Source organism: Luteimonas deserti, assembly GCF_013425765.1.
In the GTDB taxonomy this organism is placed as follows: Bacteria; Pseudomonadota; Gammaproteobacteria; order Xanthomonadales; family Xanthomonadaceae; genus Luteimonas; species Luteimonas deserti.
In genome coordinates this window covers 246,571-267,243 of sequence record NZ_JACCJZ010000013.1, presented here as the reverse complement: position 1 = coordinate 267,243, position 20,673 = coordinate 246,571, and the positions used below count along the sequence as shown (strand labels likewise).

The 20,673-nt window shown below is 69.5% G+C and carries 11 protein-coding genes and 1 tRNA gene; 2 read left to right on the top strand and 10 right to left on the bottom strand.

Annotated features, from left to right (window positions below; genetic code table 11):
* Positions 1-58: 58 nt before the first annotated feature.
* Both tkt and H0E82_RS06445 read right to left on the bottom strand, forming a co-directional pair.
* Entirely contained in the window at positions 59-2,047 is a 1,989-nt protein-coding gene (gene tkt, locus H0E82_RS06450; protein ID WP_180544621.1) for a transketolase, read from the bottom strand.
* Between the two features lie 100 nt (positions 2,048-2,147).
* Positions 2,148-3,479 carry a dicarboxylate/amino acid:cation symporter gene (locus tag H0E82_RS06445; protein ID WP_219338434.1) on the bottom strand — a complete coding sequence of 444 codons (1,332 nt, stop codon included), beginning with the start codon at positions 3,477-3,479 and terminating at the stop codon, positions 2,148-2,150.
* 103 nt (positions 3,480-3,582) lie between these two features.
* On the opposite strand from H0E82_RS06445, the gene recQ reads away from it, so the two are divergent.
* Positions 3,583-5,427 (top strand): DNA helicase RecQ, encoded by a 1,845-nt coding sequence (recQ, locus tag H0E82_RS06440; protein WP_180544620.1) that lies wholly within the window; start codon positions 3,583-3,585, stop codon positions 5,425-5,427.
* An 85-nt stretch (positions 5,428-5,512) separates the two neighbouring features.
* Entirely contained in the window at positions 5,513-6,877 is a 1,365-nt protein-coding gene (locus H0E82_RS06435) for an ATP-binding protein (RefSeq protein ID WP_180544619.1), read from the top strand.
* Positions 6,878-6,884: 7 nt separating this feature from the next.
* Here the strand turns inward: H0E82_RS06435 and H0E82_RS06430 are convergent, their stop codons facing one another.
* The 8 genes from H0E82_RS06430 to queE all read right to left on the bottom strand — a co-directional run bounded on the left by H0E82_RS06430 (position 6,885) and on the right by queE (position 20,672).
* A complete protein-coding gene (locus H0E82_RS06430) occupies positions 6,885-8,297 on the bottom strand; it encodes a hypothetical protein (protein WP_180544618.1) in 1,413 nt (470 codons plus the stop codon).
* A gap of 60 nt (positions 8,298-8,357) precedes the next feature.
* Positions 8,358-12,020 carry a TonB-dependent receptor gene (locus tag H0E82_RS06425; protein ID WP_180544617.1) on the bottom strand — a complete coding sequence of 1,221 codons (3,663 nt, stop codon included), beginning with the start codon at positions 12,018-12,020 and terminating at the stop codon, positions 8,358-8,360.
* A 14-nt stretch (positions 12,021-12,034) separates the two neighbouring features.
* Positions 12,035-17,050: a DUF7507 domain-containing protein gene (locus H0E82_RS06420; RefSeq protein ID WP_180544616.1), complete on the bottom strand. Its 5,016-nt coding sequence runs from the start codon at positions 17,048-17,050 to the stop codon at positions 12,035-12,037.
* Between the two features lie 339 nt (positions 17,051-17,389).
* Entirely contained in the window at positions 17,390-18,079 is a 690-nt protein-coding gene (locus H0E82_RS06415) for a response regulator transcription factor (protein WP_180544615.1), read from the bottom strand.
* A 213-nt stretch (positions 18,080-18,292) separates the two neighbouring features.
* Positions 18,293-18,368 (bottom strand) — tRNA-Lys (locus tag H0E82_RS06410).
* A 483-nt stretch (positions 18,369-18,851) separates the two neighbouring features.
* A complete protein-coding gene (locus H0E82_RS06405) occupies positions 18,852-19,025 on the bottom strand; it encodes a hypothetical protein (RefSeq protein WP_180544614.1) in 174 nt (57 codons plus the stop codon).
* Between the two features lie 138 nt (positions 19,026-19,163).
* A complete protein-coding gene (gene queC / locus H0E82_RS06400) occupies positions 19,164-19,835 on the bottom strand; it encodes a 7-cyano-7-deazaguanine synthase QueC (protein ID WP_180544613.1) in 672 nt (223 codons plus the stop codon).
* A 153-nt stretch (positions 19,836-19,988) separates the two neighbouring features.
* Entirely contained in the window at positions 19,989-20,672 is a 684-nt protein-coding gene (queE, locus tag H0E82_RS06395; protein WP_180544612.1) for a 7-carboxy-7-deazaguanine synthase QueE, read from the bottom strand.
* Position 20,673: the final 1 nt, after the last annotated feature.

Genomic DNA, 20,673 nt, shown 5'->3' with positions numbered 1-20,673 from the left:
AAAAAGCCCGCGTTCGCGGGCTTTTTCGTTCATGCCTTGAACCGGCCGTGCGAGCCGGTCAGAGCGCCTTCGCAGCCTCGACGATCGCCTCGACCGTGATGCCGAAGTGCACGTACAGCTTGTCGGCCGGCGCCGAGGCGCCGAAGCTGTCGATGCCGATGACGGCACCGTCCAGCCCCACATAGGCGCGCCAGAAGCCGGTGACGCCGGCTTCGACTGCCACGCGCTTGCGCACGGCGTGCGGCAGCACCGACTCGCGGTACGCCGCGTCCTGGCGGTCGAACACGTCGCTCGACGGCATCGACACCACGCGCACGCCGTCGCCCAGCTGCTCGGCCGCCTGCGTCGCCAGGCCGACCTCGGAGCCGGTCGCGATCAGGATGATCTCCGGCGTGCCGACCGAATCCTTCAGCACGTAGCCGCCACGCGCGATGGCGGCGACCTGCGCTGCGTCGCGCGGCTGGTGGGTCAGGTTCTGGCGCGAGAACACCAGGCAGCTCGGGCCGTCCTTGCGCAGGATCGCCGACTTCCACGCCACCGCCGACTCCACCGCATCGCAGGGGCGCCACACGTCGTTGTTCGGGATGTAGCGCAAGGACGCCAGATGCTCGACCGGCTGGTGGGTCGGGCCGTCTTCGCCGAGGCCGATGGAATCGTGGGTGTAGACGTGGATCGCGTGCGCCGGGATCAGCGCGCTCATGCGCACCGCATTGCGGGCGTAATCGCTGAACACCAGGAAGGTCGCGTCGAAGGGAATGAAGCCGCCGTGCAGCGCCAGGCCGTTGGCGATCGCGCTCATGCCGAACTCGCGCACGCCGTAGTAGACGTAGTTCGCGTTGGCATCGGTGCTGGCCGCGGACGTGCTGCCCTTCCACAGGGTGAGGTTGGAATGCGCGAGGTCGGCCGAGCCGCCGATCAGCTCGGGCAGCAGCGGCGCGAAGGCTTCGATCGACATCTGCGAGGCCTTGCGCGAGGCGATGGTCGGGCCGTCGTCCTGCAACGTGGCGATGAAGGCATCGGCGTCGGCGACGAACGTCTCCGGCAGCGCGCCCTGCGTGCGGCGCTCGAACTCCGCCGCAAGGTCCGGATGCGCAGCGCGGTAGGCCTCGAAGCGCTCGGTCCACTCGGCCTCGCGCGCGGCGCCGGCGTCGGTCGCGCGCCAGGCATCGCGGATCGCCTCGGGCACTTCGAAGGGACCGTGGGTCCAGCCCAGCGCGGCGCGGGTGGCCTCGGATTCGTCCTTGCCCAGCGGCGCGCCGTGCGAGGACTCCTTGCCGGCACGGTTCGGCGAACCGAACCCGATCGTCGTGCGGCAGCATACCAGGGTGGGCTTCGACGCCTGCGACAGCGCATCGTCGAGCGCGGCCTTGACCGCCTCGCTGTCGTGTCCGTCGACGTCGCGGATCACCCGCCAGCCGTAGGCCTCGAAGCGCGCCGGGGTGTCGTCGGTGAACCAGCCCGCGGTGTTGCCGTCGATCGAGATTCGGTTGTCGTCCCACAGGGCGACCAGCTTGCCCAGGCCCAGGGTGCCGGCCAGCGAGGCCACCTCGTGCGAGATGCCCTCCATCAGGCAGCCGTCGCCCAGCAGCACCCAGGTGCGGTGGTCGACGACGGTGTGGCCGTCGCGATTGAAACGCTGCGCAAGCAGGCGCTCGGCCAGCGCGAAGCCGACCGCGTTCGCCAGACCCTGGCCCAACGGCCCGGTGGTGGTTTCCACGCCCGGTGTCTCGTGCCGCTCGGGATGGCCGGCGGTGCGGCTGTGCAGCTGGCGGAAGTTCTTCAGCTCCTCGATCGGCAGGTCGTAGCCGGCCAGATGCAGCAGCGCGTACTGCAGCATCGAGCCGTGGCCGTTCGACAACACGAACCGGTCGCGATCCACCCAGCCCGGATTGCCCGGATTGTGGGAGAGGTAGTCGTTCCACAGCACTTCGGCGATGTCGGCCATGCCCATCGGCATGCCGGGATGACCGGACTTGGCGGCATCGACGGCGTCGATGGCGAGGAAACGGATGGCGTTGGCGAGTTCGCGACGGGTCGGCGTGGTCATGGGCTCGTGGACGGGCGGCTGCGGACGGGAGCCCGCGATTGTCCCATGCCTGCCGCCGTGCTGCCGGACGCGGCCCGGTGCGCTGCCGTGCCGCGTCCGCTCAGTGCGCGGCGCCGTGCGGCTCCGCGAGGCCCGGGTCGACCTCGGCCGCAGGCGCGTCGGCCGGCTCGGAGCGTCCGATCACCACCGAACCGGCCATGTCGCCGCCGATGTTGACCACGGTGCGGCACATGTCGAGCAGACGGTCCACGCCGAGGATCAGGCCGATGCCCTCGGGCGGGATGCCGAACATCGCCAGAATCATCGCGATCACCGGCAGCGAACCGCCCGGCACACCGGCCGCGCCCACGCCGCCGAGGATGCACAGCAGCAGGATGAGGATCTGCTGGCCCATGCCGAGCTCGACGCCGAAGAACTGCGCCAGGAACAGCACCGTGATGCCCTCGAACAACGCCGTGCCGTTCATGTTGGCGGTCGCACCCAGCGTGCAGACGAAGCGCGCCACCCGGCGGGGGACGCCGAGGTTCTCTTCGGTGACCTTCAGCGTGGTGGGCAGCGTGGCGCTCGACGACGACGTGGAGAACGCCGTCAGCAGGGCCGGCTGGGCGCCGCGGAAGAACGCCAGCGGGCTCATCCGCCCGAAGACCCACAGCAGGATCGGAATCACCACCAGGAAGTGGAACCCCAGCGCCGCGATCACTGTGCCGACGAAGCGCGCGAGCTGGATGAGCACGTCCACGCCCAGGCGCGCGGTGATCGAGAACAGCAGCGCGGCCACCGCATACGGCGCCAGTGCGATCACCCAGCCGATCAGCTTCAGGCAGATGTCGTAGATGCCCTGTACCGCGGCGACGAAGCTGCGCGTGCCGGGCGTGCGCAGCACGGTGGCGGCGATGCCGAACATCAGCGCGAAGAACATCACCGCGATCAGGTCGCCGCGCGCAGCGGCGTCGACCGGGTTGCGCGGCACGATGTTGAGCAGGATCTGGATGCCGGACACCCCTTCGCGCGCGCCGGCGATCTCCGACGCGCGATCCGACGAGGCTGCCAGCAGCGACTGCGCGACTTCCGGGTCGATGCCGCGGCCCGGCTGGAACAGGTTCACCGCGACCAGGCCGATGGTGACCGCCATGGTCGTCACCACGAGGATCCACAGCAGGGTCTTGAGGCCGATGCGGCCGAGCGACGTCGGGTCTCCGATCTCCACCACGCCCAGGATCAGCGCGGAAAACACCAGCGGGATCACCAGCATGAACAGCAGGCGCAGGAACAGCTGGCCCACCGGATCGGTGACGTAGGTGATGAAGCCGTCCAGCCAGCCGGCCTCGGCCAGGAACAGATTCGCGGCCAGACCGGCCACGGTGCCGATGACGAACCCGATCAGCATCTTGGTGTGCAGCGGCATGCCGCCGGCGCCGGGGGTCGAAGTCATCGCAGGGTCCTGTGCAGAGGTCCGGCAGCTTAGCAAAGGCATGGGCATCGCCTGACAGCCCGCCGCGGCGCCGGCTGCGGCCCCCACCCGGTATCCTTGGCGCATGTCCTCGCTTTCCCCTGCCGGTACCGCCGGCGACGCGCTCGGCGTCCTGCAGCGCGTGTTCGGCCATCCCGCGTTCCGCGGCGAACAGGCCGCCATCGTCGACCATGTGGCCGCTGGCCACGATGCCCTCGTGCTGATGCCCACCGGCGGCGGCAAGTCGATGTGCTATCAGGTCCCGGCGCTGCTGCGCGACGGCGTGGCGATCGTGGTCTCGCCGCTGATCGCGCTGATGCAGGACCAGGTGGACGCGCTGCTGCAGTCGGGCGTGCGCGCGGCGTATCTCAATTCCACGCTCGACGGCGAGACCGCGCAGCGGGTGGAGCGCGAGCTGCTGGCCGGCGAGCTCGATCTGCTCTACGTCGCGCCCGAACGTCTGCTCACCCCGCGCTTCCTGTCGCTGCTCGACCGCGCCCCGCTCGCCCTGTTCGCGATCGACGAGGCGCACTGCGTCTCGCAATGGGGCCACGATTTCCGCCGCGAATACCGCGAGCTGACGATCCTTCACGAGCGCTGGCCCGAGGTGCCGCGCATCGCGCTGACCGCGACCGCCGATCCGCCCACCCAGCGCGAGATCGCCGAGCGCCTGCAGCTGGAAGACGCGCGCCGCTTCGTCAGCTCGTTCGACCGGCCCAACATCCGCTACACCGTGGTGCAGAAGGACAACGCCAAGCGCCAGCTGCTGGACTTCGTGCAGGCGCACCGCGGCGCGGCCGGCATCGTCTACTGCCTGTCCCGGCGCAAGGTCGAGGAAACCGCCGAGTACCTGGCCGGCCAGGGCATCGATGCGATCCCCTACCACGCCGGCATGGACGCGAACCTGCGTGCGGCCAACCAGCGCCGCTTCCTGCGCAGTGACGGCGTGGTGGTGGTGGCGACGATCGCCTTCGGCATGGGCATCGACAAGCCGGACGTGCGCTTCGTCGCGCATGTGGACCTGCCGAAATCGATCGAGGGCTATTACCAGGAGACCGGCCGCGCCGGGCGCGATGGCGAACCGGCCGACGCCTGGATGTGTTTCGGCCTGGGAGACCTGGTGCTGCTGCGGCAGATGATCGAGCAGTCCGAGTCCGGCGACGAGCGCAAGCGGCTGGAACACCGCAAGCTCGATGCGCTGGTCGGCTACTGCGAGACCATGCGCTGCCGTCGCCAGGTGCTGCTGGCGAATTTCGGCGAGGACTACGCGGGCAAGGGCCAAGGCCAGCCCTGCGGCAACTGCGACAACTGCCTCGATCCGCCGGCGGCGTGGGATGCGACCGTCGCCGCGCAGAAGGCCCTGAGTTGCGTCTACCGCAGCGGGCAGCGCTTCGGCGCCGCGCACATCATCGACATCCTGCGCGGCAGTGACAGCGAGCGCATCCGCCAGTTCGGCCACAACCAGCTGAGCACCTACGGCGTCGGCACCGATCTCGATGCGCGCATCTGGAAGAGCGTGCTGCGCCAGCTGGTGGCCCACGGCCTGCTCGACGTCGACGCGGAGGGCTACGGCGGCCTGCGCCTCACCGAAGCCAGCCGCGCGGTGCTCAAGGGCGAGTCACAGGTCATGCTGCGCAAGCCGTCGGCGGCGCGCGACCGCACACGCACCGCCCGTTCGAGCGCCGGCGCCGACATCGAACTGGCACCTGCGGACCAGCCGCTGTTCGAGGCCTTGCGCGCCCTGCGCGGTCGCCTGGCGCGCGAGCAGAACGTGCCGGCCTACGTGATCTTCCACGACGCCACCCTGCGCGAGATCGCCCGCCAGCGGCCGATCAGCCATGGCCAGCTCGGTGGCATCGGCGGGGTCGGTGCCGGCAAGCTCGAGCGGTATGGGGATGCGGTCCTGGAAACGGTGCTGGACGCGGACTGAGCCGCCCGCCCCCGGGTCGATACCAGGGAGACCGGTGGCGTCGAGAGTGCGACGATAGGCATTCTCGATCGAACGGACGCAGGCGATGCCCTCTGTAATGACCCGCTGGCTCGATGTGCCACGCATCCAGGATCCGGTGGACCGCCGCAATGCGCCGATGCTGCAGGTGGTCCTGGGTCTGCTCGCCTCGATCCCGCCGTTGCTGTGGGCCTATCGCGTCTTCGGCAGCGGTCTGGCGTGGCGCCCGGGCGAGACCGCCTCCCTGGTCACGAGCCTGGTCATCAGCGCGATCGCGCTCTGGTCCCTGGTGCTCATCCGGCGCGGACGCTTCCAGTGGGCCATCCGCCAGATGCTCGTGGTGGTGGCCGCGATGATGCTGGTCTCGTATGCGATGGCGGGCCTGATGTCGCATACCTTCGAGCAGCCGATCCAGGTCATGTGGCTGTTCGTCGCGGGCATGATGGTGGGCCGGCGCGCGCTGTGGGCGATGTTCGCGGTCCTGGTCGCGGCGATGGTGCTCGGCGGCCACAGCGATGCCACGCGGACCGGCGAACCGCTGTCGGAGGCGATGGCAGACGTCGGCGTGCGCACCGTGATGTTCCTGCTGATCACCATCGTCGTCGACCGCACCTCGAGCGCCTTGCGCAACAGCCTCTCGGAGGCGACGCGCCAGGCGGTCACGCTGGCCGACACCAACCGCCGGCTCTCGGACGAGATCGTCGCGCGCGAGCGCGCGCAGGCCCAACTCCTGCACGCGCAGAAGGTGGAGGCGGTCGGGCGCATGGCCAGCGGCGTCGCCCACGACTTCAATCACCTGCTGACGCTGATGCTGGGCTACGTGGAGCGGGGGCGTCGCAGCCGGGACATCAGCGAGATCGACGCCGTGCTCGGCGGCCTCGAGATGGCCGTGCGCCGTGCGACCGCGATCACCCACAAGCTGCTGGCGTTCGCGCGCAACGACGCACGCCAGCTCGAACGCTTCGACGCCGTCGACGCGCTGCGCGAGATCGTGCCGATGCTGCGGCAGACGCTCGGGCCGCGGATCCCGCTGGAGCTCGATCTGCCCGATACGGCGGTGCCGATCATGTTCGACCGGGCGCAGTTCGCGCTCGCCGTCCTCAACCTCACCGCGAACGCGGCGCAGGCGATGCCGGAGGGTGGCCGCTTCTCCCTCGTGCTGGGCTCGCCCGATGCCGATGGCCACGTCCGGCTGGATGCCGTCGATACCGGGCACGGCATCCCGGACGAGCTGCAGGCGCAGATCTTCGAACCCTTCTTCACCACCCGTCCTCCCGGCGAGGGCACCGGGTTGGGGTTGGCGGTCGTGGCTGGCCTGATGGCCGATGCGGGCGGATCCTTGACCGTCGACAGTGCTCCCGGACAAGGCGCCCGCTTCAGCATGCGCCTGCCGGTCGTACCTGCGCCGGAACCCGAACGGGCCGCGGCCTGAGCCTCGCTCAGGGGACTGCGGTCACCACACAGCTGAAGCCGATGTCCAGCGTGCCGCCCGCTGGCAGCGTCGGAATGACCAGGCCGCTGCCCTGCAGCGCACCGATCGTCGGCGATGCCGGGCAGACCGCCCCGGACGTCGCACTGCAGGTCGGCACCGCGGCGCTGCAATCCAGGCCGACGACCGCCGGATCGCGTACCACGGCGCCGTCCGCTGCGACACCGTCCAGGTGACTGATGCGCAGATTGAACGTGACCGTGTCACCGGGGCTGGCATCGGTGACGGAAGCGGACTTCTCGATCGCCAGATCGAGGTCGTCGTCGAGCAGCGTCCACGTGGCCGCCGCGATGCCGCTTCCACCGCAGGATTCGGTCGAACTGAGCAGGAAATCGTCCGGACTCGGCGTCAGCGCAATCTCGACCGTCCGCGTGCCATCGATGGTGGCATTGCCCACGGATACGAGCCCCAGCGGCACGAGCACGTCGCCGTCGTAGGTGCCCGCGGGAATGACCACGTCGAACGCGGCGGTTCCCGAAGGCGTGGTGTAGTCGTCGCCGATCTGGGCCGTTCCGCCGGTTACGGTGACGAGGATGGCCAGATCCGCGTCCAGTGTGCCCACGATGCGCAGCGAGGGCGCGCCCACGCCCTGGCCTTCCACCGTCTGGAAGCCGGTACCGGCCAGTTCGATGAAGGGCTTGAGCAGCACCTGGATGTCGTCGAGGAAGTTGCCGGTCGTAGCTGCACCCGACAACGCCTCGAAGCCGATGTTGGTGACGCCACCGCCTCCGGAGTACGCGAACTCGCCGGTGTAGTCACGCCAGCCGTTGGGCCCCGCATTCGAACCGGCCGTTCCGACGAACGTGGTGGCCACGCCGCCATCACCCGTGTTGGTGGTCCCCACCTGCACGATCGGCGTGGTATCCAGCAGGAACTGCATCTGGTCCTGCGTCGTCGGACTCGCGCGCCCCTTGTGGCTGAAGCGCCAGCGCACGTTGTCGCCGGGGACGAGGCAGACGTTCTGCGAGATCCGCGAGAGCTGCTCGGCATTGAGTTCGGCGATCTGCGCGCCGCTGCGCGCGATCACGGTTAGCCCGCTGTTGGTCCGGGGCGTTCGCCACAGTTCGATGATGGGCGCCGGCTGGCCGGCGACGAAGCCCGGCGGGGTGACGCAATCGCCGACGTTCTGTTGCCCGAACGCACCGTGGGTGGTCGTCCAGCCCGGGACGTACTGCTGGTCGATGTACACCCGGCAGCCTTCCGTCTGCAGGTTCGGCTGCTCGAAGCTGAGGTTGATGAAGCTGCGCTGCACCGCGGCTACGCCCACCTGCGCGGACGCGCCGGCGGAGGCGAGCCCGAGTACGGCAACGGTGGCGGCGGTCAGCAGTGTCCGGCGGCGGGACAGGCATGGATGGTCGGTCATGAGTCGAAGCCCTTGCGGCGTTCCGTCGATCAGCGCGCGGCGTGCCGCGCACCGTCCCGATCAGTAGCTGCCGACGAAGTTGATGTAGAACCCGCGGTGGTCGTAGTCGAAATCGGTGAGGTCGTCACTGAAGTCGGTGAAGTTGTAGCCCACGCCGACGCGGAAGTTGCGGCCGATGTCTCGGTCCACGCCCGCCATCCAGCCCTGGCGCGTGCCGCCGTTGTCGACGTCGAGCCAGCGGTATTCGGCCAGCGCGTGCCACTTGTACAGCAGCTCGTAGCGCAGCTGGCCGGCGGCGAACGTCGTCGCCGAGTCGAACCACGCGCCGGTGCCGCGGCCGAAGCGCGCCTCGCCTTCGCGGCGTGCGAGCTTGCCGGCCACTTCCCAGCGGTCGTCGATGCGGTACACGCCTTCGAGCGACAGCACCTGCGATCGCTGGTCGTAGTCGGCGCCGCCGATCTGGCCCAGCGTCGCCAGGTCGTACAGATAGGTGTAGCGACCGAACAGGCCCCAGCGCGAGCCGTCCCACGGACGGTAGGCGAAACCGAAATTGCTCTCGATGAACTTCGCACTCGCGGCCGGATTCAGATCGTCCTGGGTGTCGGCGTAGTTGAACCGTGCGGCGACGCGCCAGCTCTCGTTGAGGCGGTGCTGCACGCGGTTGGTGGTGATCCACTGCGTGCGGCGTTCCGCGCCGGTGTCCTCACGCCACTCGACCTTGCTCTGCCAGTCGGTCGCGCCCGAGGTGCGGCCGCCCGAGACGCTGACCGCGCGCCGGTCGACCTGACCGCCATCGCGGTTGGTCAGCTCGCCGTCCGACAGCGTCAGGCCGAGGTTCCAGCCCACCGCCGGATAGAAATCCATGCCGTAGGTGTGGGCCAGGCCCGACTCGTTGCGCGACTTGAGGAACTGGCTCTCGTTGAACACGTTGACCTGGTTCGACAGGCGCCAGCGCTGGCCCAGCGTCCAGCCGTTCTGCTGTGCGCGGTTGAACAGCGGGTCGTACTCGGTGGCGTCGGTCGAATAGGTATAGGCACCGTAGAAGCTGTGCTGCGCGGTCAGGCGGTACTCGCCATTGACCTGCGCCGCGTCACCGCGGTCGCCGGTCGTGACCTCGGCGCCGACATTCGACAGGTTGGCGAAGTTGTAGCGGCCGCCGAGCGTGTAGGCGTCGTTGTCGACATAGCCGCCGTCGTCGTCGAGCGTCCACTGCGCGGTGCCGTAGACATCCAGCGCGGTCCCGACGCGGTGCGTGTAACGCAGCGCGCCGAGCGTGCCGGTGGCATCGCCGCCGATGCGACCTTCTTCCACGCGCCGCAGTTCCGCGGCGAGCGTGCCGACATCGGACAGGCGCCATTCGGTGGTGGCCTGAGTCTGGGTCAGCGTCTCGGCGCCGCGCTCGGCGCGGCTGTGGCGTGCGTAGACGCCGACATCGCGACCGAACTCGCCGAGCACCTCGACCCCGTACTCCTCGACATCGGCACCGATGTCGAAGCGCGCGACCGAGAAGCCCCCGTCGACGCGGCGCCACCAGGCGCCGGTGCTCCAGTCGCTGGTCGTCCAGCCCAGCTCGCGGAAGTTCGCCCGGGCTTCCACCGCACTGGCTTCGCCTTCGCGGGGGCCGACGGGATTGAGCTGGGTGAAGGTGAAGCCGCCATTGTCGGAGAAGAACACCGGTGCACTGGTGGCTTCGGTGCGGCTGTGTTCGAGCTTGAGATAAGTGCCCTTGCCGGCCTGCAAGGTGATGTCGGCCGACATCATCGTGTAGTCCTCGCCCGCGCGACTCTCGTCGACCCAAGTCGCACCGACACCGACATGGTCACCGAACCAGTGCTTGCCGCGCACGCCGGCGGTGATCTCGTCGGGGTCGAAGCCGTTCGGCACCCATTCGTAGTCGACGATCAGGCGCTGCTCGAAGCCGTCGAGCGGCGCGTCGCGGGTGATGGTCGGTACGTTCTCGCGCGTGATCTGGGTCAGCGCGCGGGTCAGGGTGATGCGGCCCTGCAGTTCGTTGATCTCGTAGTCGGCGCCGCGCAACAACACGGTGCGCGCCTCGACACGACCGGTGGTCGGATCGCGGACTTCCACCACGACCTGCTCCGAGCCGGGCAGCACATCGGTGTGGCGCAGGTAGTACAGGCTGGTGCCGGTGCCCACGAACTCGCTGTGGCCCGGCGCGGTCTGCGCCTCGGACACGAACGCGCGCAGCTCGGTGCCGGGATCGCCCCAGACATTGGACTGGCGCGAGCGCCATGCCAGCGCCGCGCCGTAGAGCGCACGCTGATACTGGCCGTATTCCGTGCCGGTGAGGCCGGTGGAGAAGTTGCCCCACAGCGCCTGGTTCTTGTCCCAGTCCATGCGCAGGTAGAACCGGCCCATGGTGTCGACATCACGATAGGTCGTGGAGTCGTCGCCGTACGTTGGGTAGTACAGGTCCGGATCGACCCGGCGGAAGATGTCCTGCGGATCGGCCGAGGTGAAGCCGTCGAACAGGTCACTCAACGGACGGTTCTGGGTATCGGCCTGCGCGGTGATCAGGTACTTGCCGCCGATCTTGCCCTTGCCGTAGAACGCCAGGCGGCCATCACTGAGGATGTCGTTCTCGCGTCCAGCCAGTGCCATCTCGCGGCCGGGACCGCTGGCCTTGTTCTGGAACACGGTGACATCGGCGATGCCGACGCCGAAGAAATAACGGCCGCTGACGTCGACATCGAGCGCATGCGTGGCGACTTCGCCGCCACGGCCGCGCAGGCCGATGTCGAACCGGTGCTGACCGACCGGCATCAGATACTCGGCGACGAACGTGCGCTCCAGGTCGACCGGATACGGCTCGCCATTGATCAGCAGCGACTGGCCTTCCGGCAGGTTCCGGCCGGTGATGCGCACGCGCGAGCCGTAGACGGGAATGTTCTGCTGGCGCAGCCCACTGCCCGAGAACACGTTGTCGACCAGCGCCTGCGTTTCGGCCTGCTCGGCGCCCAGGGCCAGGCCCAGTCCACGCTCGGCGCTCTGACGCAGCGTCTGCGCGCCGCGCTCGGCTTCGGCCGGGCTGACCAGCTGCAGGCGCTGGACATAGGTCTCGTCGAAACTGCCGCTGGCATCGTATGCACGCAGCACGTAGACCAGCTCGTCGCCCGCGCGGAACTGTCGGCCCTGCGGCAGCATGCCGTCCCACTGGGTGTCGGCCACGGCGCTGCGCGGCAGTTCGAATTGCGCGATCGGCTCGATGAGATCGGCATCCGCGGCGCGATAGACGGTGACCTCGAGGCGGTCGATGAAATCGATGTAGTTGCTGCGCGCGACGAAGCGCACCGGCTCGACGATGCGGCCGCCATCGAACGCAACCAGCGAGGGCGCCGAGACCGAGAGCTCCGGCAGGCCGATGTCGGGATCCTCGGTCGCCCAGATGATGCCGCCACCCGGTAGCTGCACCGAGAACCGGCCGAGCGCGGTGGCGCGACCCGGCTGATCGAGCGCGATGCTGACGCGGCGGTCGGGCTGAAGTGCCTCCGACGACGAGCCTGCCGTGGTGCCGAGGGTGACCGGCTGGTCGAAGCTGCGGGTCCGCAGGCGGAACAGCAGCGCCCCGTTGCTGTCGCAACCTGACGCATCGCAGTCCGCTGCGGCCGTTGGCGACTCGCTGGACGCCTGCGCCAGCGTGGCCGGCGATGCCATGCCAGCCAGTGCGGCCAGCAGCGCTGCGTCGAGCAGCTTCCTCTTCATGATCCGGTTCCCTTTCACTTCCGAGCCTCCCCGACCGGAGCGGACGGATCCCGGCTGGCGTCCACCCGGACCCTCGCCCGCACCTCCGGGCTCAGGCGCGTGGACAGCGCATCGAAGACCGCCTGGGCCCGACGCAGCCCGAGATCCACGTTGTAGGCATGCGAACCGCGCACATCGGTGTGACCGACGATGCCCACCTGTCCACCGCCGAGCGCATCGAGCCGACGCGCCACCGCATCGAGCAGGGCTTCGAACTCCGGACGGATCTCGGCCCTGTCCGTGTCGAACAGCACCTTCGCGAGCAGCACACCGCTGGCGTCGACGCCGGCCACGAGCGCATGCGGATCATCGACGCGGGTGCGCAGTTCGACCTGCAGCGCAGCCGCCGCCGCAGGATCGATCCGCGCCTGCAGCGCATCGCGCACCGACGCCGCGCGGGCGAACGCGAGCGCCTGGTGTTCGCCCTCCCCGGTGATGATCACGCTGCCGCCGCCGTGACGGTCCACCTGCACCGCCATCGCATCGATCGCCGACAGATGGGCCTCGCGCAGCACGCTGCTGTCGGGCTCGAAGAGCACCTCGCCCAGCTCCAGTTCCACGGTCTCCCGACCGCCCTGCAGCTCGACCACCGGCAGCCGCACACCGAAATCGAAGCGCACCGGCAGACCCGGGGTCACGCGACGCAGCAGCGGGTTGGCCGTGGTGAACGCACTGCCCGCGGGCAGCGTTGCAGGATCCACCTTGAGGATGAAGTTGCGGCCACGCCGCGCGTTGCCGCCGGGCACGTCGACCAGGTGGTAGCGGCCGTACTGGTCGGTCTCGATCAGCAGCCCCTCCACCGCGGCGATGCGCACGCCCGGAATGCCGCGCTCGTCGATGCCCGCGTTGGCGACGACATACTCCACGGCGACGCCATCCGCATCGCGCAGCACGCGCCGCGTGACCGTGGGTTCGGCGGCGGAACGGCCCGCAGCCGCCTCTCCGCTGCGTTCGAGGCGCGTGCTGCCGTCGGCGGCCATGCGCAGCGTCACGCCCTCGCGGCTGGTCAGCACGAAGTCGCCGGTGAAGTCGGCTGCGCGCAGGCGCTGGCGGATCGTGACCTGGCGTGCCTCGGCCGGATCGGCCGCCGATTGCCGGCCGGCCACCTCACCCAGCGCCAGTCCGCGCAGCAACGGTGCGCTGGCATCGGCGACCGGCTGTGGCCCCGCACCGCGGTCGACCGTCGTCGAACCGGCGATGTAGGCGCCGGGTGCGAATCCGCCCTGCACGTGCACGCCGCGCATGGCCGCACTCGCCTGCCAGCCGTCGCCGTTGCGATCGTCGAACACCGTGCCGAAGACCAGGCTGTCGTCGAGCAGCGGATCGAACGCCGTTTGCACCTGGGCCGTGGCGACGTTGGACAGCGCGATGCCGTCGCCGGTCTGGGCCAGTGCCCGGTTGAGATGGGTGCCGGCCCGGATGCCCGCGCCGACGCGCATCAGATAGGTGAGCTCGATCCGCTCGCCGGGGGCGAGATCCAAGCTGCCGATCCGGATCGGGTTGTGGCCCGAGACCGTCAGCGCACGCCCGTTCGAGGACGCGATCGACCCGTCGACGTAGCTGAAGCCCTGCGCCGGCGTATCGAGGACATGCGCGCCGGCGACGCTGACGTTGCCGATGTTCTCCACCGTCACCGTGTAGCGCACGAGATCGCCCACCTTGACCTCGCGCACGGCCGCGGACTTGCTCACCCGCAACGGCGCCTGGCCTTCCACGCGCACCGTCACCGTGGCCGTATCGCAGACCGGCACCGGGAACGAGGTATCGCAGACGCGGTAGACGAAGCTGTCCTGGCCCGTGAACCCGAACCGCGGCGTGTAGGTGCAGATGCCGCCCGTGCAGGCCACGGTGCCGTGGCCGGGTGGCGTGACGATCGTCACCGAGCCCGGATCCAGCGGCGCCCCGGTGCTGCGGTCGTTATCGACCACGACCACCGGCGTCGGCACACCCGGCTCCACCGTGCCGGCGTCGTCGTCGATCGCCTCGACCACGTTCGGGCGGATGGTGATCGTCACCGTCGCGATGTCGCAGTTGTCGGGGTTCGCGATCTCGCAGATGCGGTAGACGAAGCGGTCCTCGCCGGAGAAGCCCGGATCCGGCGTGTAGGTGATCGTGCCGTCCGGGTTGACGGTGATGCGGCCGTTGGTCGGCGGGGTCACCTCGTCGAGCGTCACCGCGTCCGGATCGACCGGATTGCGGTTCAGCGTGTCGTTGTCCAGCACCGGAATCCGGACCGGGGTGTTCTGCCCGGTCGTGGTGCTGTCGTCGACCGCGTCGATCTCGTAGGGCACGACCTCGATCGCGACCGACGGATTGCACACAGGCGAGGGATCGCCGGCCGGGCAGATGCCGGGCTCACCGGTCGTGACCGCGGCGATGTTGAGCACCTGGCCCGCGACGACATCGGCCCGGGTGACCACGTAGGTCCCGACCAGCAGGCAACGCGCGCCCGGGGCCAGAGCGGCGCAGGTCACGCTCGCCGGCGTGATCCGGCTGTCCTGGATAACCACATCGGTCAGCGTGACCGTGCCGCTGTTGGTCGCACTGACCGTGTAGGTCAGCGTGTCGCCGAGCGTGACCGTGCCGGTGCCGTCCTCGTCGGCGTTCGACGTCAACGCCTTCTCGGTGGTCAGCGCCGGGCGCCGCTCGAGCACCACGTTCTCGTCGTCCGGGGGGCTGGTCGTCGTGCCGCCGCCCGGCGTGGTGCCGGTGGCGGTCGCGGTGTTCAGCACCTCGCCCGCGTCGACCTCGGCCTGGGTGATGGTGTGCGTGCCGGTGCAGGTCGTGGTGGCGCCCGGCGCCAGCGTCGTGACCGGGCACACGGCCGGTGCATCGAGCCGGTCGTCATCGATCGCGATCCCGGTCAGGGTGACCCCACCGGTGTTGGTGACCACGAAGCTGTAGTCGATCGTGCTGCCCGCGGTGTTGCCGCCCGGCACGCCTGCCGTCTTGACGATGCTCAGACCCGGCGTGGCCGAGAGCGGCACGTCGGCGTCGTCAGGCGGGCTGGTCGTCGTGCCGCCGCCCGGCGTGGTGCCGGTGGCGGTCGCCGTGTTCAGCACCTCACCGGCGTCGACTTCGGCCTGGGTGATGGTGTGCGTGCCGGTGCAGGTCGTGGTGGCGCCGGGCGCCAGCGTCGTGACCGGGCAGACGGCCGCTGCATCCAGGCGGTCGTCGTCGATCGCGATGGCATCCAGGGTGACGTTGCCGGTGTTGGTGACTAGGAAGCTGTAGTCGATCGTGCTGCCAGCGCTGTCGCCACTCGGCGCGCCTGCCGTCTTGACGATGGTCAATGCGGGGGTCGCGGGCACCGTCGGAATCTCGAGCACCGGACGGCAGACGGGATCCGTCGCGCCGGCCGGGCACACCGACGGCGTATCGGGCGTCGTGACCACCGCGGTGTTGCGGATGGTGCCGGCGGCGATGTCCGCGGACGTCACGGTGTAGAGACCCACCAGGCTGCAGGCCGATCCCGGGGCGAGCGGCGCGCAGGTGACCGTCGCCGGGGTGATGCGGCTGTCCTCGACGACGACCGTCGGCAGGACCACGTTGCCGGTGTTGCTTGCGACCACCGTGTAGGTCAGCACGTCACCGGGCTCAACCGGGCCGGCCGGTGGCGCGCCATTGACGGCGGTCAAGGTTTTGCTGGAGGCGAGCGACGGGCTGGAATCGACCGGCGTGAGTTCGCTGCAGTCGTTGCCGGGCGCCGTGCAGTCGATCCCCGTGACGGTCACCGCGTTGGCGATCTCGGTGACGGTCGCGGGCAGGTCCGGATCGACGACCACCGAGAATCGGAAGGTGGTGCTGGCACCCACTGCAATGTTGCGCAGCTGGGTATTCGTGCACGCCGTGCCGGTGCAGGTGAAGTCGTCGGCCGCGGCGGGGCGGCTGGTGAAGGCCGGCACCGTTTCGACCACCGCGCCCGGGAAGAGCGTCGCCGCCTGGGTGCCGCCGACATGGCGGACTTCGATGGCGTAGGTCAGCAGGTCGCCCGGCGCGGCGATCGTGCCCGGCGCCACGATCGTGCCGTCGCGGGTGATCGAAGCCAGCGTCTTCTCGACCTGCAGCTGCGCGGGCTGGATATCGGGGAACCCGCAGGAGGCGAGATCGCGCCCCGCGCCGCTCGAGGAGCTGCCGGCAGGCGTCATGGTGCCTGCTGCCAGGTCCATGGCGTAATAGGCGCCGCTGGAATTGACCACCACATAGAGGCGGTCGTCCGCGCCGAAGGCCGCGCCCGCGTAGTTCACCCCGGCCGGGGCGCCGCTGAAGTTCTGCTGTCGCGTGGCCGTGCCGGCCGCGACGTCCACCCGGTACAGGTCGGCCCCCGCCACCAGCCAGCCGATGCCCTGGGCGTCGAATGCGATGTCCCCCGAGCCGCGATCGGTCGGGTTGACGTCGTAGGTCAGCGGCATCGGGCCGCTGATGGAGTACCCGTACGCGCCATTGCGCTCGAGCCGGTACATCTGCGCCACGGGCGCATCCGCAGGACCCGACACCGCCGTGACCAAGTAACCGACACCGTCGCGTGTCATGCCCGCACGCGGCAGGTTCGCATTGACCACGGCGCCCGTCTGGTACCAGCCCGGTGTGACCGGATGCGTAGGGTCGTAGGCCCAGACGATGCCCGTGCCGGCCGCATGGAACAGCAGGCGGCTGCGATCGACGCCGGGATCGATCATCAGCGCGTTGAGGTCGGTCCCCAGACTCACGTCCAGCGCGGCGACACGGGCATCGCTGCCCAGCGCGGTCGAATACCGGTACAGCCCTGCCCCGTTGATGATGTTGTAGATATCGCCCGCGGCGCAGAAGTCGACGTCGGGTGCCGAGAGCGTGATCGTCACGCTGCTGGTATCGCTCGAAGGATCGATGTCGTTGAGCCCCTGAGGCGCAGCGACGGTCGCGACGTTCGTGACGGTGGCGGACTGCGCCAGCGCGAGGTGCGACGCGCCGACGACCAGCGTCGACACCAGCGTGACGAGAAGCCCGGACATGAGTGCCCGGGCGCGACTGGAATGCGTTTTCTCGATCACGTTCGACCCCTCGTCCGCGGCCGTCCGAAACGGCGCGTGTCCTCATTCCGGACGTCGACGCGTCCGTGTGATGCCGCTGTTCAACGGCACGCGACCGTGCGCGTGCGTTCCCCGGCGCGTGTCCCGGCACCACGAGCGATGCGGACGGAACTGGCGGCGCGCAGTATCGGCGTGGCAGCGGGGGGAATCACGCACGCAGAATTGCGAAACCTCACGTGCGGTGAGAATCGATCGATTGCCCGTCGGCGACTTCGAGATCCGCGCGGTTCGACGGCCCGGACCGGCCGCCCAGGTGCGCCGCTACCAGGCCAGCAGGTAGCCCACGCCGCGAACAGCCCGCAGCGGGAGCTCCTCGCCGGTGGTGTCGCGACATTTCCGCCGCAGGCGGTGCACCAGCATCTCCAACCTGTGCGGATCGAATCCGTGTGGATCGGAAGTCAGCGCCGCGATGATCCGCTCCCTCGGCACCGCGTTCCCCGGCGAGGCCGCCAGGCACCGGAGCAACTGCTGTTCGACGAGGCTCATCTCGAACGACCGGCCATCCGGCAGCACGACCCGCCAGCCCTGCTCGTCGAAGCGCCAGCCCTTCGGCTGTACGGCCTGGGGCGCAAGCCGGCGGACCAGATTCTCGATGGTCGCCAGCAACACCCCGGACTCGACCGGTTTGGCCAGATAGGCATCGGCGCCCGCCTCGAGGCCGCGCAGGCGATCGGCCTCGGAGCAATAGCCGCTCAACATCACCAGTCCGATATCGGGCGCGACCCCGCGCAGATGCCCGGCGATGGCGACGCCGTCCTCGTCGGGGAGGCCCACGTCGAGCAGGACCAGGTCGTAGCGGCTGGCCACCAGATCGCGGTACAGGTCCAGCGCGGATCCCATCCCCACCACTTCGTGACCCGCCTGGCGCAGCAACGGCACGAGGATCGCCTCGCGCAGCTCGTCGTCGTCCTCCACGACCGCGATCCGCACGGCACCGTTCGTCTCGTTCACCCAGCGTCCCGTCACCTGCCCCATCGACGATGAGACCATAGCAACCGCGATCGAGCGTCGTCGACGGGTTTCGTCCGCGCGCCATCGCCGGCGTCGACGTGCGGGCACACTGCGCGACACGCTGCGCGCCGAGTTCGCACCGCGTCGCATGCGCAGCGCGCGCGGCTCCATTGCACTGCGCCAACAGCACAGCGGCAAAGCCCGCGAAGACGTTGGTGGGTCGTGATGGATTCGAACCATCGACCAGCGGATTAAAAGTCCGATGCTCTACCGACTGAGCTAACGACCCGGAGACACGACGGGATATCACGACCGCGCACGGCGCGGCGCCACATCCCTGCGACGATCGCGTCGCGGCGACACGCCCGATCCTGCAGCGTGTACGGGCCGCATTGTAACGATTTCGCATCGGGCAGGCACGGCTCTCCAGATCCGGGCCTCGGACATCCGCGGCGGGCAGCCCCGATCGAACATGCTGGCGCGGAGGCCAAGCGCGCGCCGGAACCCGGGGCTGGAAAAATTTCTTCGCGGCAGGAGCGGCGGCCAGCCCGGTGCACGCGTGCACGTCCGCTTCGGCTGCGCCACCGGAGCCTGGGTTCGTGCAGCGATCGGCCTGTGCACCAGCGTTCGGCGCAAGACGCCAGGCTCATTCCGCGGAGGCACACCGTACTGCGTCGCCCCCGTCGGTTCGCCTGGATGACGGCCGGTCACGGCCGCTTCCATCCACATCGGCTGCAACGGCCGCGCCGCCGCCCGCGCATGCGGGTGACGATTACTCCGCGCGGGCGTCCAAGGCTTCGCGCCCGCTTTGGGTCAGGTCGATATCGCCATCTTCGGCGAGCACGGCGAAACCGGAATTCACCGCCCAGTCGGTGTCCGCCTCGCTGATGTCGGTCGTGGTGTCGATCGCACGCAGGATGCGCAGTTGTTCGTCGCTCAGGGCCATGGCGCACTCCATCGGAGAGAGAGGTCGCCTACCCTACGTACGGCCCGTGAGGACCGCGTCGCCCTGCCGACAGCGGACATCCCGTGCCCGACGATTCCCCCCGCACCGCCGGTTGCGAATCGGGACCGTTCGATGCAGTCAGCCCGCGACGTAGCGGGTCGGATCGCCGACGCCCGCCGCCGCAAACCCGTCGGCACGCAGCCTGCAGGCGTCGCAGTGCCCGCAGGCCAGGCCGTCGACGTCGGCGCGGTAGCAGGACACGGTCAGCCCGAAGTCCACACCAAGACGCATGCCCTCGCGCACGATCTCGCCCTTGCCCATGTGCTGCAGCGGCGCATGGATGCGGAGGCCCGCGCCCTCGACGCCGGCCCGTGTCGCGAGGTTGGCCAGACGCTCGAAGGCGTCGACGAATTCGGGGCGGCAGTCCGGGTACCCGGAGTAGTCCACGGCGTTGACCCCGCAGAAGATGTCCGCCGCGCCCAGCACTTCGGCCCAGCCGAGCGCCAGCGACAGCATGATCGTGTTGCGTGCCGGCACGTAGGTGGACGGGATGCCGGATCCACCGGCCTCGGGCACCTCGATGTCGTCGGTCAGCGCGGATCCGCCGAACGCGCGCAGGTCCACGTCGACGGTCTTGTGCACCACGACGCCCAGGGCGGCGGCGACGCGAGTGGCGGCATCGAGTTCGGAGGTGTGGCGCTGGCCGTAGCGCACGCTCAGCGCATGCACGGCGAAGCCCTGCGCGCGGGCCATGGCGACGACGGCGGCGGAGTCCATGCCTCCGGACATCAGGACGACGGCTTTTTTCATCGGGACGCGGAGATCCGGGATTCGGGATGGCGGGGCATTCGCCCGTGGGGCATCGTGATTCGTGAGCAGGCTAGCGCAACAGGTCCCGCGGTGCCGCCGGTCGGGTCACCTGTCAGCGCAGGCAGATGGCCGGTCATGCCCCCGCACGAGGCCTCAGCGCCCCGGCTCGTCGTTCCACAGGAGTTTGTGCAGCTGCATCTGGAATTTGACGGGCAGGCGATCGGCGATGATCCAGTCGGCGAGGTCCCGCGCGGCGATCTCGCTCTTGCTCGGCGAGAACAGCACGTCGCAGAGCTGATGCAGTCCCTTCTCCAGCACCAGCGCACGCGCCCAGTCGTAATCGGCGCGCGAGCAGATCACGAGCTTGATCTGGTCGTGTGCGGTGAGCAAACCGAGGTTGTCCCAGAGGTTGCGATGCGCTTCGTTCGAGCCCGGCGTCTTGATGTCGAGCACCCGACTCACGCGCGGGTCGACGGCCGCGATGTCGATCGCACCCGACGTCTCCAGCGAGACCGCGTAACCGGCATCGCACAGGCGCTGCAGCAGGCCGATGCAGCGCTTCTGCGCGAGCGGCTCACCGCCGGTGACGCAGACGTGGCGCACGCCGTGCTTCGCGACCTCGGCGAGGATGTCGTCGATCGACCACCAGTCACCGCCATGGAACGCATAGGCAGTGTCGCAATAGGTGCAGCGCAGCGGACAGCCGGTCAGACGGATGAAGACCGTCGGCCAGCCGGCATCGCGCGCCTCGCCCTGCAGTGAGAGGAAGACTTCGGTGAGCTTGAGGCGGTCGGTCGCGGCGGATGCGGCGACCGCATCGGACACGACGGCGGTCATG